This window comes from Streptomyces sp. NPDC033229, from assembly GCF_055576875.1.
The window spans coordinates 1909-18429 of the sequence record NZ_JBVIQR010000072.1; the positions used below are offsets into that span (position 1 = coordinate 1909).

Consider the following 16521-nt stretch of genomic DNA (forward strand, 5'->3'; position numbering starts at 1 on the left):
TGGGCGGGTGTTTTTGTGTTTTGTTTTTTGGTGTTTGTTTTGTGGTGTGTGCGTGTGTGTTTTTCCTTTTTTTTTTTTTTTTTTTTTCCCTCCCCCCCCCCCCCCCCCCCCCCCCCCCCCAATGCCCCGCCGATCGAAAAACCTTTGCTGACCTGCGGAAACCAAACCGTCCAATCACCAGCTACCACTCCCCTTCCACGACGGCTTTCCCCCTCGGGAACCGCGTGAACGGGGGGCGACATGCTGACCAGGAAGACGATCACGCGCAGATACCTGTACCGGTGTCCGTGTGCCGGACCACGAGCCCGGTCGTCCACGCCCTCGGCGCCGTCGAGAAGGAAGCCAACGGGCACCGCCAGGCGCTCCACGGCGGACACCGCCTCGACGACCAGATTGCCGGCGAGGTCGACCGGCGTGGCCGCTGGCACGCCGACCTCGCTGGCATAGCCACCGTCCACGCCCGGCTGTCCGACACCTTCGCCAGCCTCCGCGATCCCGGCGGCATGGGCGCCGGGTGTGGGCCGACGCCGCGGCCTGGGCTCACCATCACCGCCGGTTAGGGTGAGCCACCGCCACCGTCCTCCAGCCGTGACACCCAACCCCTGGGGTAATCGAGGCCCGGCATCCGGCTGCCGACCGCTTCGAGCGCGCGATGCCCTCGGGCCGTTCCTCAACCCCGCCGACTTCCCGGCAACCCGGTGGCCCTGCGCGAAGAAGCGCCGACTCGCCTTGTGCCCAACGCTCGCAGGCACAGAGGAGAATTCACCTCCCCACCCCGGGTCGGCGGCACGTTGGCAAGCATTGATCACTGGACTGCTGTGGCGGCAGGGGTAAGCCGCAGAGGGTGAATTCACCCCCCAGCTCGGCTGCGAATACCCAGCCCGCCTTCCCCGGAGAGGAGAACTTACCTCCCCTACCGGATGCCCAGAAAAGGGCGGAAGAGCAGGCGTGCCGACGCACGATAGGTGTCACCGAGGCCGGCCATCAACCTGCGATTTGGCACCGGTGAGGCAGGCTGGTTGTCACCGGATCGGAGCGCTGCCTTTTGCCAACGGCCTGGTCGGCATGCCAGTCGCTTGCCGGATACGGCGGACTGGAGCTGTGCCGTCTACAGGATGCGCGGGTATTCGCCAGGGTTGCTTCTCAGGTTGCCTGTCAGGTTGTTTCCACAAGCCTGCCCGGATAGGTCAAAACAGCTGGTCAGGACGCTGATGGGGCTGGCGAAATCCTGCCGACTACTTCTCTGTGACCACCGCGTCAGCGGAGGAACGGAAGAACTTGAGAGGAGAAACGAAGAGCGGAAGAGATGGGAAGTGAAGAGAGAGACCTTCGTGGAATTGGGAGCTGTGAGGAACGGGTTCGGAGCTACGGACGGGCTGACGGCTGGGGATGTGATGGACGAGCGGAGTTCGGAATGGTGGATCATGGCCGGTTGCTTCGTGGTGTGGTCGAGGTCCCGGGAAGGTTGAGCGGATTTACCGGTGCTTCGCTCGGACACCGGGACCGGTTTCGGATAGGTCCTGCTCCGACCTCAGCCGCTGCGCGCGGTTGCGGAGCTAGCTCCCCTATTGGGGAGGCGGGGGGCGATCGGCTGTGGCCGATCGCGGGAAGAGGGGGCGGGCCAGGGCGCGACGTGCGCACCCCTGGACGAGCCATCCCTTCGCTTTCCCACAGAGGAGTGCTGCTCGCGACGGCGTGAGCCCTGCTCCGGGCCGTCCTGGAGCGGTCTTGCCGCTGTCGTTGGGCGCGCCCCTCGTCAGCGCTAGCGTGCTGTTGGACTGCGTTGCGACGAAGCAGCGCAACGTGTCACCGCGGGATGGACGTCAGGCGCCGACGCCTCCTGGCGGCGCGATCAGCGCGGCCAGGAGGCGTCGGCACGTAGCGCGTCGGGCGGGCCGGTGAAGGGGAGCAGTCACCGGCCTGCCCGACGGGAGTCGTCAGAGGGTGGAGGGGATTCGGCGTCGGCCCATGTCTGTGATGGTGACGAGCGTGTCGTTCTTGTGGTTGAAGTCGTTGGTGATCTTCTTCGGCGGTCGGCGAGTGATGATGAGCGCCTTGTCCTGCAAAGCGCACAGGGCCTCGTCGATGTCGTCGGCCTGGCCGGATCCCCGGTGGAGCCGGAAGTACGTGGGGCTGAAGGTCTCCTCCACTGCCGCCATCGTGCGCTGCTGAAGATCGGTGGCGTCGGGGAGAGGCTCTCCCCGGCCAGCTGCGGCGAGGGCGACAAGGACGGCGTTCTCGGCATCTGTGAGATCGAGGGGTATGCGCCGGCGCCCACGAGTCCGGGTGCGCCGGCCATTCCAGTCCTTGACCTGATCGGCGAGGTAGATCTTGCCAGCCGACGCGAGGGTCTGGACGGGATCAGGGAAGCCGGGGAGTTCGGTCAACTTCGACGCCCGCTGCTTAGATACGCCACAGACCGAGGCGACCTCGCTAATGCCTGCCAGCTCAGGCACCACAGGGAGAGCGTTGATGCGGTCCAGCTCCTCCTCAGTCATAACTTCCAGGCCCACGACACGATCGCTGATACCGAGGTTGCGCGCGGCCGTGGTGACGAGCTCAATCGCTGCGGCGACGGCCTCCGGCAACTCGGTCGTCTCGACGAACAGCCGCACTGATGCATTGCCATTCGGAGCCTGTCCCACAGAGGGCGCGTGCGTCGAGAGAGCTTCGTGCAGCCCTACAACGGTCTCTGCGGTCAGGTCGGACGAGTTGAGCTCGATGCACACGCTCCACGCCTGGCTCATAAGTACTGCAATCTCCTCGGGTGGGCTGGCGGACAAGGTCCGCCACGACAACCTGAAGGCGTCCGTCGCCCAGGTACTGGGGCTGAACCGGGGCGGGCCCGGGTGGAGAGCGAAGCGCCAGCCGACCCCGCCGTCAGCACCCTCAGCAAGATCGTCAACAGAGTCCCGGCATTGGGGCTAGGGCCCAAGCGTTCTCCGTGTCGGTATGCCGTCCGGCGGGAAGCGGTAGCCCTTGTCCGGCGGCGTGTCCGCGAATGCCCCTCCCACAGCAACCCACAGCAAGATCATCCCACGTTACGTCAAGAGCCTGGCGACGCCGTTTGGAACCTGTGGCCTGCAGCGGTGATCGTGTACTGGAGTTGACGGGAGAATGGGACAAACGGGGCTTCCTCGATGTCGGAGTCGCTGCTTTTCTGCCAACGGCTGCTTTCGTAGTCATTCCGGATGGTCTCTTGGCAGGCTCGGTACGGTCATGAGCCGTCGGTATGCCTGCGCACCCAGCGGTTCGCCGATCGGGTGACCGTCCACTTCGACCCAGGCGTGCGCCCGGAAGGGGGCAGTGCTTACGCCGGTGCACCAGTCCGGCCAGGTGCCGCTCATGCGGCACGGGACGGCTGTGGCGATGGAACGTTGCAGGCAGCCTTCGCCCGCGCAGCGTTTGCTGAGTGCGATGACAGCCTGGTGGGCGGCAAGGGCCTGTTCCGCAGTGGCTGGTAGGGCTCCACGCCGGAGGAAGGACAGGGAGCGCCGGATACGACGGGGTTTAAGGGAAATGAGCAACCGGGCGGTGGCGATTGTGAAGAGGGCCGCTGGGCGGCGGTTGAGGGGAGGAATCTGAGGGGAAGAGGTGATCAGCGCCCGGCTCACGGCAATACTTATGCCTTCTGCACCGTTCGCGTGAGCTGGGACCGGGAGTACGGCCTGCGCGAATGGGGCCTGGCGGTGTGACGTGGGTATGGTCAGTCTGGTACGGGGTGCCCAGGAGGTGAGGCCAAGCCCGCCGTGACCTGCGAGGTGACCACGGATGCGACGTCGTGGGTGGCCTGTGTATCGCTGATCTGCGAGTGGCGGCAGCTCAGCTGGTGTGCTGTCTCCCCGGGAGTTGCGCCGTTGAGCAGGCTGCGGAGAATGAGCGCGCCCGTGCTGTTGAGTTGCCAGTACCGTCCAGTGGACTCGTCAAGGAGCACCATCCCGTCGTCAGTGTCGGTCGCGTACACATCTGGACGCAGTGCGAGGGTCATGGCGTTCCTCCGGTGGTGCGGGTGCTGAGCGGCTCGGCGGAGTCGAGGCTGCGGAGCCAGAGTTCGCATCCGAGGGTGGTCTCCACGAAGCGCAGAAGGTCTGGCCTCGGGTGGAGGTGGGTCAGGTAGTTGCGGAAGCTCGCACCGTCGATCACTCCGGCATGGACAAGGGGGGAGTCGCCGAGCAGTCCGACGAGTTCTTGCCGGTGCTGGTGCAGCCCGCGGTACATGTCGGTGCTGAAGTCGCCTTTGGTGGAGCGGCCCAGGAGGGTGTCGGGCATGATGCCTCGCATCGCACCAGCGAGAACAGGCTTGTACTGGTCGCGTGCGTTGCGTTCGGCGACTCGTACGGACAGTGCTGCTTCGATGACGTTGTCGTCGAGGTAGGGCGTGGCGTGTTCAAGGCCCATCGCGTTGATCGTCTGGTTCCTCTGGCGGGCGGCGCGGCTTGCGATCTGGACGTATGAAAGGGCAGCGTGTTGGCCCCGTTGTGGTGCGAGCGGCTCAGTGTCGTCGGCAGCGTATTCGCGCAGGATGGATTGAACGGCGTGGACCGCGCCGGGGGTGGCCCAGGGTGGCATACGCAGGGGGTCGCCCCAGGTCATGGAGGGGATGGAAGGTGCGTACAGTGGTGGGGGCACTGCGGTAAGGCTGTCCGCCCATTCGTCCAGGTATTGACTGAAGGTGCTGTGGTCGGCGAGCGCGCGCAGCAGCGGCTGCAGGGGCCAGCCTTGATACAGTCGCTGTCTGCGAAGGCGGGCGGGTTGCTGCGCAGGTAATCGTGGATATGCGGGAAGAAGGCTGTGAAGAGTTCGTCTCCCCCGCTGCCGGTCAGGTGAAGCCGTGATCCCCGGCAGACCATCAGTTTGACTGTCGCAGCGATTCTGGCGGCGTTGCGTGGTACACACGCTCCCGGCTCGTCGGCCTGAACGGTCAAGGAGGCCAGGCTGCTGAACGGCGAGGGGGTAGCGGATCGGTCTGGTCTCACATGATCGCAGCCGGGTAGCTCCGCAGTAGCGATCGTCGCCCAGTCGGCGTCGTCATTGGCAAGGTTGAGCCCTTCCGAGTGCAGCGTGACCAGCCGCGCTCGATCTTGCGGCACCAGGAAGCACAGGCTGGTGGAATCCATTCCCCCTGACAAGTCGGCGCTGACTGTTCCGCCCGATGAGGTGCACGATTCCACTGCGGCGACCAGGGCACGGCGCACCCCAGGCGTTCCTGCGGTAGCGGACAGCATGGGTTCGGGAGGTGTCCACCACTGCCTCGTGCGCGAACGCCCATCCGCTTCGGCTATCAAGCCGTCGCCGGACCTCACGGCCCGGACCTCTTGCCATAGGCACCGGTCATCGAGCGGGTACGGTGGATTGCCATGCAGCAGGTGCAGGGCGAGCACCTGCTCGTCCACACGCGCGTTCATCAGGGAAGCGAGTACATCAGCCCGGCATGCCGCCACCGTCACTCCGTGCACACGGGCATGGAAGACCCGCCTGACTCCCGAAGCACTGCCCCGAACCCAGACCTGGCCGCTCACCGAAGCCGCCACCGGGACCGTATCGCCTTCAGGTGGCGCCGTCACGGACTCACTCGAACGAGTGGGGTTCACGGACCAGCACCTGCCGCTTATCCTCGTATCCTTACAGATCAACACTATTGGGTTGCTGTCCGGAAACTTCGCGGCCCCTCAGTTCAGCAGCATGTGAAGGTGACACGTCACAGCAGGCGTCTCGAGCTCCACAGTTCGGGGAAGTGGCGGTGTTCCGCGGCGCGGCGGAGCCACTGCACCCCTGTCGTCCCACCGGTACCGCCTTTGGTACCGATGACTCGCTCCACGGTAAGCAGGTGAAGGGCGCGCCATCGGCTGAAGCCTTCAGCTAGGGCGATTAGAGCCTCGGCAAGTTCGAACATGTCGTGGCCTGGGCTGGTGGTGCGGTAGATCTCGGCCCAAGCCTGTTCCACCGCGTCGTGGGGTGTGTACGGCTGGGCGGGGTCCCGGGTGAGTACGGCTGCTGGGAGCTTCGCGCCCTGTCGTGCAAGGAGATGGAGCGCGGCGTCGTACACGCTCGGCGCGTGGAGCGCCGTTTCCACCTGCTCGTGCACGTGCGGCACGTGGCGGTGTGGACGGACCAGGCGGCTGTCCTTGTTGCCGAGGACATACTCGAGCATGCGGTACATGTAGGACTGGGAGCCTGAGGCCTGGCCCAGATGTTCGCGGAAGGCGTTGAACTCCGTGGGGGCAAGTGTGCCCAGCACATCCCAGGTGTGGGTGAGCAGTTCGGTCACCCGGTGTGCGCGACGCAGTGTCCAGAGCGCCTGTGCCGCATCGTCAGCGTCGAGGAGGGAACGCACTGCGCATAATTCGCCATACAGGAGCTTGAACAGCAGTTCCTTGATCTGACCGAGCACATAGAAGGTGAGCTCTGCGGGGGCGTTCGAGAGTGGGTGCTGGAGGGAGAGCAGGGCGGTGATGCTCTGATAATCGATGTAGGGGGTGCTCGGCCCTGGGAAGTCCCGGCAAGGATCGTCCGTCACATGGAGTCCTCGGATGCGTGGGTGGAATGGCGGGCTGCGTGAGCTCTATGACGGCGCACGACTCAGTTCGGTCGAGGGGCTCGTGAGGTCAAAACAGGTCTCGAAGTGGTTCCGCGCGCTCGCCACCACGTCCACGAGGTGACCGGTACGGCCACGACATGCCTACAGAAGTCCCGGTGCCACCTGACGAACTCCGTCTCGGCTGTCCACGGGCAACGACCAACGGTGACAGCTGGCGAGGCAGGAAGCGCGGCGGGCGCGCTGTTCCGTTTTGCCTCCTGCGGACTTATGCGCAGGCGATCGTTGACGTGGGTCAGGCGGAGAGACTCCAACTAGCAGGCGCCGCTGAGCAGGACGGCGGCGATACAGCGGTGGTGCTCTTCGTCCAGCAGACACATGGCTGCCAGATGTGCGCCAGCGGAGCTGCCCGCCAGGATGACGCGCTCGGGATCGCAACCCAGTGGCGGCATGAGCCACGAGCCACAGCACACCCCTGCGAACCATGGCCAGGGTGTCGTCCAGGCGGAGTGCTGGAGCGAGTCCGAAGCCCAGTGCAGCGTAGGCGACACCCCGGGCACACGATCCCTCGGCTGGGTAGGACGCGTGGGTCCTACCCAGCTCCTGCCAGTAGCCGCCGTGTACGAACACTACCAAGGGGTGTCCCCACGGCTGGAGGGCGCCGTTGGCGCCGGGACGATGTCCACCCGTTCGTCCGGCTCGTCCCCCGTAGACGAGGGTTCGCCAGTGCAGAGCCGCTCGGGCTCGCTCGCGCCGGCCTGGGCGAGTAATTCGGCCTCGAGATTCGGTACACGCAAACTCGGGGAGTGCTGCTCCGGGGTGTACCCCTGGTACCCAGCCGCCACCGATGTCATAACGTCGAGCCGTGGACATGGTCCCCTCCGGTGCCGAAGCGGGCCCGGGCATCGGCGAAGATGTCGCGAAACAGCGCGTCAGGCACCGCCCCCTGGTCGTATCTGGCTCCGTAGCGCTGGTCGTAGGCAGTGAAGCACGGGCGGTCCCTATGAAGAAAGAGCACATCATGAACAGCCATGTGCCGCAGCGCCAACATGGGCACGGGTGAGCGACAGACCTTGAACTCATTATTTCGGGCCGCCGGTTCATCGCACAACGGATGGAACTGGCCCAGCATCAGCCCATTGGCGGCCAGTTCGGGTTTGAGCAGCGCCTGCACCTCATCGGTGAGAGCGAATCTTTCCGGAGCGAGCCCCGCCAATATCACGACCAGGGCGCGCAGTGTGCGGTTCCCGCAGGTCCAGCGGGAAGTCTGGAAGACCGTGACCATCCGCCGCGCAAGTACTGTGAGTTCCTCGCTGTCCGCCAGATGTTCAATAGGCCATGCTTCCAATCGCAGCCCTCCCGCACGCAAGGAGGCACCAATAAAAGGGCAGACCGCACCGCTCCTACCAACGCGCTCGTCAGGGGTGCACAGAACGTCGGTAAGCCATGCGCGCGTGTCCTCTAGATATGTGGACTTCACATCCCGCCCTGCTTCACATCGCACGATAGTGATCCCTCTTTTCTTCCGATCGGCGGGCAGCTACTGCGACCAAGCTCTCACTGGCCAGCGGAGCATCGCGCGCCGGGACCGATCGTCGCCGATAACAATCGCCCACAGCCCAGCCCAGCCCAACTCATCACCCAAACGTCCCCGCTTCCGTGATCACTGTGGCGTGGCATGTGCGGTTTGCCAGCGGATGGGTAGGCTCTTCAAGCCGTTGGCGAAGTTGGAGACCAGTCGCACCGGCTGGTCAGCCAGTTCCAGGCCCGGCATGCGGTCCAGCACCTGCCGGAGCATGGCAGCCATCTCTGCCCGGGCGAGGTGGGCGCCCAGGCAGAAGTGCGGTCCCGCGCCGAAGCTGACGTGGTTGTTGGGCTGACGGGTGATGTCGAACCGGTCGGGGTCGTCGAAGACCGCCTCGTCCCGGTTGGCCGAGGGGTGGTAGACCACTACCTTCTCCCCGGCCCGAATGCGCTGACCGCCCAGCTCAACGTTGCAGGTGGCGGTGCGCCGGAAATGGATCAACGGCGGCCAGTAACGCAGTATCTCCTCCACCGCCCGCTCGACCAACTCCGGCTGGCGGCGCAGCCGCTCCATCTGGTCAGGGTGCTCCAGCAGACACAGCAGCCCTCCCGGGAGGGCGTTGCGCACTGTCTCGTTCCCCGCGACAACCAGCAAGTAGAACATTTGCTCGAACTCGTCCGGGTTCAAGTCCGCCTCTATGACGCGTGTCATCACGCCGCCCGGGCGCTCGGCGAGAGCGTGAGCGTAGGCGAACATGTCCGCCAGCGCCGCGCGCGAGCGGGGATTGTTCAGCCGCCCGTCCGGGCGGCTGAACAGGGGGGAGTGAGACAGCGCCGCACGGCCCATCGGACTCAAGCCTTCGGGGATGGCGGCGCACCCAAGAGCATACTCGCTGTCCTGGTAGCCGATTACCCGATTTGCCCAATAAGACAACAGCCACCGGTCCTCGTCGGGCATGCCCAGCATCCGCGCTAGCACCCGAAGCGGCAGATCGGCGCTGAGCTCGACGAAGTCGGCTTCCCCAGCGCGCACAACGGCGTCAACCAGCTCCCGGGCCCATCCCTCAACGGCACCCTGTAGCTTCAACACCGACGTGGGGGTGAACGCTGTGGCCACGACGCGCCGCAGTCGGGCAAGACCGGGCGGATCCTGGTTAACCATCGACGCCCGCATGAACGTCAGGTCTTCTGGCCTGTCTGGGTCGAGGATCTGGGTCCCGCCCAAATAGGAGGAGAACAACTCCGGGGCGCGCAGCACATCCGTAACCTCGGCGTGCCGGAACACGCCCCAGAACCCCCTGCCTGCCGGCCACCGCCCCAGCGCAGGCTCTCCGACCCAACACACCGGCACATCCGCGCGCAGCCTGCGGAACAGCGCGTACGGAACACCCGAAGCATAAGCCTGCGGAAGAAACACCCCCGCATCGCCCCTATGTCCTGAGAAATGGGACACGTCAAGTCCTCTCGGGTGCCGGGAACGTTCTATTGACCTGAAACGCTTCGGGTTCCTGCTTGCGGGCCACGACCTGCGGCGATTCTCCAGCAATCGAGCAGACCAAGAGTTTCGGATCAATATCGACGAGGCCGCGTCTGACCCTGTTCCGAGTTGGGTGCTCGACCGCTTGACGACCTCCACGATAGCCTGCGGAGGAGGCACTGTGCCGCCGGTCAAGCAGGGCCGTCGCGGCGTCGGCCCTGCGGGGGAGCATGTGGGTTGTTGCCCTCCCCCTTGGCGATGGCATCGTCAAACACCCCAGCCTCGGCGACAAGAGCGACTAGGGCAGCAGCCTGCTCCTCCCGTACAAGAACCCCCTGCACCGCCCGCTTACCGAGGCGGAGAAGGACTGCACCAGCCCACTCCTCCACCAGCTCCGCCTCCGAGCGCTGCACCGGAGCTGGAAGAACCTATACAGAACTGCCGCCCCCCTCGCCCCGAAATCCTCGAGCCCATCGCCTAGCCCAAACTCCTCCACGCTTGTACCCAGGGTTGATCTGCTACTTTTGAATAATCTTCACCGCCCCTCTCGTCAGATCAGCGACCGCTCACGACACAAACTGCAGGAAAACAGTGTCTCGCTGCGAGCCCTCTTAGGCGAGAGGCCTGCTCGGGCGCACGGGAGCGTACATTGGTGCGTAGTGCTTTCCACGCGCCACACTGAGCTTCTTCAGAGTGATCTCGCGAGGGCGATCTCGCTTTGGAAGCCGACGAGTCACGGCTAGCGCTGGTTTGTTGTGCGGGGCAGTAAAGATCGAGGGGTCTGCCGGTGGAGACGGCGTTGAGCAGGGCCTGGGGTTCTGCGGGCGGGGGCTTCGTCGACCATGCCCGCCAGTAGCGTTGCAGTGTGCTCCAGGGCGTCAGCCAGCCACGGACGGCCTGGGGCCAGCAGGCCGGTTGGGGCTGCTGGGGCGGCGGGTCCCCCCTCTCTGGGCGGTCCGCGGGCGGGGCCGGTTCCTGTTCCGCGGGTAGTAGGGATGGGGCGAACCAGGTATCCCAGCGGAACGAGAATGCGGTGTTGACCAGGGTCTGGTGGCGGCGGATGGCGGTGTCGGAGCGGACCTGGAAGTCGGCCCAGCCGCGTTCGTCCTTGACCTGCTTGTAGCTCTGCTCGATCCAGTGCCTCAGCCCGTAGATCCGTACGATCTCGGCAAGGCTGGCGGGCGTGTAGGGGCTGTCGGCAACGCGCGGGGAGCCGGGGCGGGGCAGGTCGGTGGCCAGGTACCAGGTCGCTTTCTCGGGCAAGATGGCCGGGTCGGCGGTGGCCACGACCAGGCGGACGTTTCCGTCCGGGCCCCACCATCCGAGCTGGGCTTCGGCGGCCCACCAGGTGGCGGTGTGCCCGTCGCGGAAGGTGCGCTCGACCGGTGACCAGTCCCCGGGATGATCCGGGCCTGTCCAGGTTAGGAGGCGGGCGGCGTCGACGGGCGTGTGGGCGTCCGCTCCATAGGCCCAGGTGCCGTGGCGGGGTTTGAGAGCCATCACGAACGGCAGGCCGGTGGTGTGCAGGTCGGCGCGGAAGCTGTCCTGGTCGCCGTAGGCGCAGTCGGCGGCGACCGACCTGAACACCAGCCCGGCCTCCTTGGCCCGAACGGCCAAGCCGGCCGCGATCTGCAGTTTGGTGCGGAAGCCCGGGTCGTTCTTCCCCTTCGGGAAGTGGTGGGCCGGGGTGTAGGGGACGGCGTGGAGCGGGTAGTAGACGCGCTCGTCCCCCCCCAGCAGGTCGTCACGGGTGACCACTCCGCGGTCGATCTTGCCGACCGAGCCCAGGTACTGCTTGCCCACGTGCGCGGTCGCCGTCCCGTCCTTGCGGTCACCGGAATCATCGATCACCAGTACCCCACCCGGATGCGGGGCGGTCGCCGGGTCGGCCAGCAGCAGCTCCACCCGCCGGTCGTTGATCTTCTCGTGATCCCAGATCGATTCCGACAGGAAGAACTGCAACCGCTGCACCGCCCGGTGCCGACCACCGGCGACGGGCTCTGCCCCGGCCAGACACGTCAGCGTCTTGTTCCTGTCCCGCGGCAGCAGCAGCCCGGCCAGGCACTCGCGAAACCCCCGCCGCTGTGCCAACGTGGAGAACAGGTCATCAAAGCGCGTGGCGTAGGACTCGAGCGGCCCCGGAGCAGGCGGACACGGCAGACGACGGGTCATCACAGCCTTCGGACGACGAGACGACGTTCCTCTGCTACCGACCTACCACCGCCCTGACCCGCCGTCAACGGACCACCGCTAGAACGCGCGTGACTCTGCCGGCCTCTGACTGGTGTGGCGGCAGTCGCGTGTGGCACACACCAAACGCCGCACCCGCACGTGGACCACCACCCGCCGGCCGCCGACCGGTACGTCGGCCACCGTCCGCCAGTGGTATCGGTGCACACGCCGCGATGAACCCAGCGCACCGGACAGATCACGGTCCCTTCGGAGTCCGTGCCCTCACCCGACCCGCTCGCCCTCGTCGACCAAATCCTCAATGACCAGCGGGTTATCCCCGAAAGCACCACCTGCACAAGCTAGTTGATATCCGTCACACCGACATCAACGACACTTCGCCACCCTCCGTCACCACCGAATCTGTGAGACAGAGCCGTTTACTGAGCTTCTTCAGGGTGGCCACTGATCGGGTGACGGGTGGTGGGGCGTGACGAGCAGGGCTCCCTGTCTGTTGGAGGAGACGTCTGACGTCTCAACCACTCAGCTGGGTAGTCCTGTTGGTCATCTGTCCTGCCTGCACTGGACCTTCCGCGTGCGCTCGTGGAGTGAGTCTCAATGACCGTGTCAAGCCGGTTGGGAGACTGGCGGGGTGGGGGTGAACAGTCTCTTGTCGCGGAGCATGGCCCACAACACGTCGACCCGGCGGCGGGCGAGGGCCATCAGTGCCTGGGTGTGGATCAGTCCTTCAGCACGTTTTTTGAGGTAGTAGTCGCGGGAGGGGCCGTGAGGGGCCGCATCATGGCGGTTTGGGCGGCCATATAGAAGATGTGACGCAGGCGCCGGTGATAGCGCTTGGGCCGGTGGTGGTTGCCGGTCCGGCGGCCGGAGTCCCGCGGTACCGGGGCCAGGCCCGCGTGGGCGGCCAGACGGCCGGCGTCGGCATAACCGGTCAGGTCACCCACGATCGCGAGGAACTCTGCCCCGAGGACGGGGCCCATCCCGGGCAGGGACTCGATGATTTCGGCCCGCTCATCGAGGCGGAAGGCTTCGCGGATCTCCCGGTCGGTGTCTTTGATCCACTCGTCCAGGGCCAGAAGCTGATGGGCGAGGTCGCACACGAGCCTGGCTGCCCGTTTCTCTCCGGGCAGGGCGGTCATCTGCGACTGGGCCGCCTCGACCGCGCCGGCGGCAACGTTGGAGGCTCCGCGGACGGTGCGCCGTGCCAGCCAGTCCGCGAGCTGCCTGACGCCGATCTGGCGCAGGGCTGCCGGAGTCTGGTACTCGGTGAGCATGACGACCGGGCCTTTGGCCGCGGAGTAGTCGAAGGCTCGCTCCAGAGCGGGGCAGATGCCGACCAGGGCATCGCGCAGGCGGTTGATCAGCCGCACGCGGTCGGCGATCAGGTCGGCCCGGTGCGCGGTGAGCAACTGGAGGGTGGCCACCGTCTCGTTCGGCAGACTCAAGGGGGTGAAGTCCCCGCGCATACGCGCGACATCGGCAATGACCAGGGCGTCCTTCGCATCGGTCTTGCCCTCGCCGCGGTAGGCACCGGACATCCGGTTGACCGTCCGGCCGGGCACATACACCACGCTCTGACCATGGGCGATCAACAGAGCGAGTAGCAGCATCGAGGACCGACCACTGATATCCACCGCCCACCGCACCTCATCAGCCTTCTCGCAGGCCGTCTTGATCAGGTCCAGGATGTCGTCCTCGCCGTTGGTGACCTTTCTCGAGAACACCGTCTGCCCGCCGGTGTCGACGGCCACCGCCCAGTGATGCCCCTTGCCCGCATCGATACCGACCCACACCTGTGCGTGACACGCTGTCGCTTCCATCGCTCCGCCCCTCCGCTACCGGCACTTTCCCGGTCCGGGGAACACTCCGCCACCAAGCCCTTAACCAGCGATGACCGCAGTTCTCAATCAGTAGCCGGAGCATCCCGGAGGACCGGGCGGCCACTCACTCCGAGCCACCAATGGCAGGTCACTATCAGCCACACCCGGCCCTCCCGGACCACCGCCATTCTTAAGGAGTCACGATGCTGACCGTCACTCGCCAGGGTGACCGCAGGTGCAAGCTTGGGCCGTCACAGCGCGCCACCGTGGCGCTGGTGTACCTGCGGGAGCACACCACCCTGGCCAAGGTCGCGGCCGGATTCCGGACCAGCAAGGGCACCGCCTTACGTACAGAGCGTGACCACGCTCCTAGCCTCTCGTGCCCCGTCCCTCACCCGGGCCCTGCGCCGGGCCCGGGTGCGATTAGGTCCTGGCGGACGGCACCATCGCCGAGCGCAACCGAGCCCGAGACGGAGAAAGCGACTACCCAGGCAAGGCTCGACGCCACGGCGTGAACATCCAGACCGTCACCGGCCCCGCCGGCGAACTCCTGTGGTACTCACCCGCCCTGCCCAGCCGCACCGCCGACAACACCGCCGCCCGCACCCACAGAATCATCACGATCTGTGAGCGACTGAAGGCCCCAGCCCTCGCGGACAAAGCGCACGAAGGAGCCGGCGGAACACTCACGACGCCCTTCAAGCACCACCGCGGACGCGACCTCACGTCAAACAGAAAGCCGTCAACCGGGCACATGCCCGCCTCTGTATCCCCGTCGAGAGAGAGCCTTCGCCCGCTTGAAGGCCTGGCGCATCTTCCGTCACGCCCGCAGCAGCCCCAAGCTCACTGGACAGAGTCGAGAGACCCGGAATAGTGCGTGCGCCGTCTGTGCGCTGCAGGAAGCCGATTTCGACATGAGGCCCCGGGGTAGAGTTAGGGGCAGCGGCGGTTCAAGTCTCCCGGAGGATGCATGAAGCACGGGCGTGGCGCGGCAGCAGCATTGAGTTCCCTTGTTCTGGTGGGTTCATCATGGGTGTGGGCTCCTGCCAGTCAGGCCCGATCCTACGGGGAAGGAGGTGTCACCTGCACGGGCAGTAGGACAACCGTTTACGACCCGCCCCTGACACTCTTCCCGCGCCCGACTCGCGTCCACTCGGATGACCAGTACACCTGCACCGTCACACCCGGCAGGACCGTGCTGGCCACAGGATCCGTCGACTCCGCAACGCCCGGATCATCCTGTATCGGGGACGCTGGCCCCCGCGCCGTGGAAACCGTCCAGTACGCCGATCACCACCACTCGCTGATCGTCTACGACAGCGCCAAGGTTCTACATCTCGCGGGCATCACCCTCATCAGACTGTCAGGTCGGGTTACCGAGGGCCGCGGCGAGGGGCGGGCCGCGCAGCGGACCGCAGCTGCGCTGCCCAGTCAGCTGCCCACGGAATGCCTGGCCTCCGGGCTCCGGAGCAGCAGCGGCGGCGTGCAGCTGGAGATCCAGCCGTAACCACCGGACCAGGAAACGGCATCTGGATGGCGTTCAGCGGTGCCTTCCAGCGCATCGTCCAGCGGCGCCGGTCTTTGCCGGTCGGGTCCAGCGACATGCGCCGTGTAGACGCACTTCAGCGCGACGTTCTCTGACGGGAAGTGGCCGCGGGCCGGACAGCCTTGCGGATGCGGGTGTCCACGCTCTCGGTCGCGTTCGTGCTGCAGATCGCCTTGCGGATCTCCGCGTCGAAGGAGAGGAAGGGCACCATCTCGGCCCAGGCGTCGGACCACAGCTTGATCACGGCCGGATACCTGGTGCCCCATTTCTCGGAGAACTCCAGGAACCGCTCGGTGGCCGCGGCCTCGCTCGGGGCGGTGCAGACGGGCTTGAGGTCCTTGGCGGCCTTGTCCCAGTCCTGCCGGGCGACGTAGCGGAAGCTGTTCCGAATGAGGTGAACTATGCAGGTCTGCACCACGGTTCGCGACCAGACTGTCTCACCGCGTCCGGCAGGCCCTTCAGGACTCCGTTGGGGAATTCGTAGAACGGGTTGTCTTGGGCGGGTTCATGCGGTGAGGTGCAGGCGGGTGAGGTGGGAGGTGCGGGTCTTGCCTACGGGGGTGCCGTGAAGCCAGGCATCAAGACGGATGATGTTGATAGCGGAGGCGGACAGGACGTTGGCTGGATGAGTTTTGGCCTGGCCTCGGTAAGGAGTGCGACGCAGTCGGGTGCGGCGGACGGCCTGGGAGATGGTGCCCTCGATTCCGGCGCGTATGTCGTAACGGGCCTTCCACTCGTCGGTCTGCTGCTCGTCCCTTTGCTGTGCGAGGATCTGTTGTTGTTCTCGGGCAGCAAGGACAGCTGGCGGCCCCACCTACCTTTCGTCGCCTTGGTGCAATGGTGCCGCAGAGTGCACGGCTCGCAGTCGGTGAACGCGAAGTAGATCTGGGCGACCGGGGGTGCCGCTGGGTTTGCGCCGGTCAGACCAGCTGGCGCTGGTCTTTCCCCGGGGACAGGTGACCTTTTGGGTGTCCCAGTCGACGTGAAAGGCAGCCTGGCTTAGATCCAATACCGGTGACTGAGGGGCCTCGCGTTCTTCGGACAGGGTCTTGACTGTCGCGTTCAGGCGGCGGTCCGCAACTGCATGTGCTCGGCGTGGACTTCTTGCGGAGGGCGATAGTCGATGGCCGAGTGTAGCCGTTTGCGATTGTACCAGAATTCGATATAGCGGGTGATGTCCTGTCGTGCGGCTTCGCGGGTCTGGTAAGTGACCCGCGACACTCGTTCGTTCTTGAGGGCCGCGAAGAATGATTCGGCCATAGCGTTATCGAAGCAGATTCCGGTGCGTCCGGCGGACCTTCGCAGTGCGAGCCTGTTCAGCGTGTTGCCGAACTCGTCGGACATGTAGTTGCTGCCGCGATCGGAGTGGAATATCGCGCCGTCCGCGAGTTTCCGGTTCCGTGCGGCGTTGTGGATGGCTCTGGATATG

12 protein-coding genes and 5 pseudogenes are annotated in these 16521 nt (G+C 65.7%); 3 read left to right on the top strand and 14 right to left on the bottom strand.

The window, feature by feature from the left end; genetic code table 11:
• The coding region (locus ACZ53N_RS33645) for a hypothetical protein (protein ID WP_469144600.1) at positions 1-263 on the bottom strand (263 nt) is incomplete at its 3' end.
• 24 nt (positions 264-287) lie between these two features.
• Here ACZ53N_RS33645 and ACZ53N_RS33650 point away from each other — a divergent pair.
• Complete coding sequence (locus tag ACZ53N_RS33650) at positions 288-560, top strand: hypothetical protein (protein ID WP_469144601.1); 273 nt, start codon at positions 288-290, stop codon at positions 558-560.
• Between the two features lie 1377 nt (positions 561-1937).
• Here the strand turns inward: ACZ53N_RS33650 and ACZ53N_RS33655 are convergent.
• The 10 genes and pseudogenes from ACZ53N_RS33655 to ACZ53N_RS33700 form a co-directional block, all read right to left on the bottom strand.
• A complete protein-coding gene (locus ACZ53N_RS33655; protein ID WP_469144602.1) occupies positions 1938-2747 on the bottom strand; it encodes a hypothetical protein in 810 nt (269 codons plus the stop codon).
• A 435-nt stretch (positions 2748-3182) separates the two neighbouring features.
• Positions 3183-3614 (bottom strand): lasso peptide biosynthesis B2 protein, encoded by a 432-nt coding sequence (locus ACZ53N_RS33660; RefSeq protein WP_469144603.1) that lies wholly within the window; start codon positions 3612-3614, stop codon positions 3183-3185.
• Positions 3615-3706: 92 nt separating this feature from the next.
• Positions 3707-4057: a lasso peptide biosynthesis PqqD family chaperone gene (locus ACZ53N_RS33665; RefSeq protein WP_469144604.1), complete on the bottom strand. Its 351-nt coding sequence runs from the start codon at positions 4055-4057 to the stop codon at positions 3707-3709.
• Positions 3985-5405, bottom strand: a pseudogene (locus ACZ53N_RS33670) (asparagine synthase-related protein). The gene ACZ53N_RS33665 and the pseudogene ACZ53N_RS33670 overlap by 73 nt, the downstream one beginning before the upstream one ends.
• Positions 5406-5698: 293 nt before the next feature.
• Positions 5699-6517: a tryptophan 2,3-dioxygenase gene (locus ACZ53N_RS33675; RefSeq protein ID WP_469144605.1), complete on the bottom strand. Its 819-nt coding sequence runs from the start codon at positions 6515-6517 to the stop codon at positions 5699-5701.
• Positions 6518-7385: 868 nt separating this feature from the next.
• On the bottom strand, positions 7386-8039 hold the full coding sequence (locus ACZ53N_RS33680; protein WP_469144606.1) for a DUF6875 domain-containing protein: 654 nt from the start codon (positions 8037-8039) through the stop codon (positions 7386-7388).
• 159 nt (positions 8040-8198) lie between these two features.
• Positions 8199-9344, bottom strand: a complete 1146-nt coding sequence (locus ACZ53N_RS33685; RefSeq protein ID WP_469144607.1) for a cytochrome P450 — start codon at positions 9342-9344, stop codon at positions 8199-8201.
• 747 nt (positions 9345-10091) lie between these two features.
• Positions 10092-11708 carry an IS701 family transposase gene (locus ACZ53N_RS33690; RefSeq protein WP_469144608.1) on the bottom strand — a complete coding sequence of 539 codons (1617 nt, stop codon included), beginning with the start codon at positions 11706-11708 and terminating at the stop codon, positions 10092-10094.
• A 111-nt stretch (positions 11709-11819) separates the two neighbouring features.
• Positions 11820-12035 (bottom strand): annotated as a pseudogene (locus ACZ53N_RS33695) (transposase family protein); the annotation flags it as partial.
• Positions 12036-12332: 297 nt separating this feature from the next.
• Positions 12333-13546, bottom strand: a pseudogene (locus tag ACZ53N_RS33700) (IS110 family RNA-guided transposase).
• Between the two features lie 203 nt (positions 13547-13749).
• Between ACZ53N_RS33700 and ACZ53N_RS33705 the strand changes: the two are divergent.
• A pseudogene (locus ACZ53N_RS33705) lies at positions 13750-14385 on the top strand (transposase family protein); the annotation flags it as partial.
• Between the two features lie 428 nt (positions 14386-14813).
• The gene (locus ACZ53N_RS33710) at positions 14814-15053 is read left to right on the top strand and encodes a hypothetical protein (protein WP_469144611.1); all 240 of its coding nucleotides are present in this window, start codon (positions 14814-14816) and stop codon (positions 15051-15053) included.
• Here ACZ53N_RS33710 and ACZ53N_RS33715 read toward each other — a convergent pair.
• The 3 genes and pseudogenes from ACZ53N_RS33715 to ACZ53N_RS33725 form a co-directional block, all read right to left on the bottom strand.
• A pseudogene (locus ACZ53N_RS33715) lies at positions 15046-15554 on the bottom strand (transposase); the annotation flags it as partial. The gene ACZ53N_RS33710 and the pseudogene ACZ53N_RS33715 sit on opposite strands and share 8 nt — an antisense overlap.
• Positions 15555-15597: 43 nt before the next feature.
• Complete coding sequence (locus ACZ53N_RS33720) at positions 15598-15906, bottom strand: transposase (protein WP_469144609.1); 309 nt, start codon at positions 15904-15906, stop codon at positions 15598-15600.
• A 248-nt stretch (positions 15907-16154) separates the two neighbouring features.
• The coding region (locus tag ACZ53N_RS33725; RefSeq protein WP_469144610.1) for an integrase core domain-containing protein at positions 16155-16521 on the bottom strand (367 nt) is incomplete at its 5' end.

Bases quoted from the DNA above. Each gene is read 5' to 3' on its own strand.
- ACZ53N_RS33655 (WP_469144602.1), bottom strand. From the start codon at position 2,747: ATGAGCCAGGCGTGGAGCGTGTGCATCGAGCTCAACTCGTCCGACCTG.
- ACZ53N_RS33665 (WP_469144604.1), bottom strand. From the start codon at position 4,057: ATGCGAACTCTGGCTCCGCAGCCTCGACTCCGCCGAGCCGCTCAGCAC.
- ACZ53N_RS33690 (WP_469144608.1), bottom strand. From the start codon at position 11,708: ATGACCCGTCGTCTGCCGTGTCCGCCTGCTCCGGGGCCGCTCGAGTCC.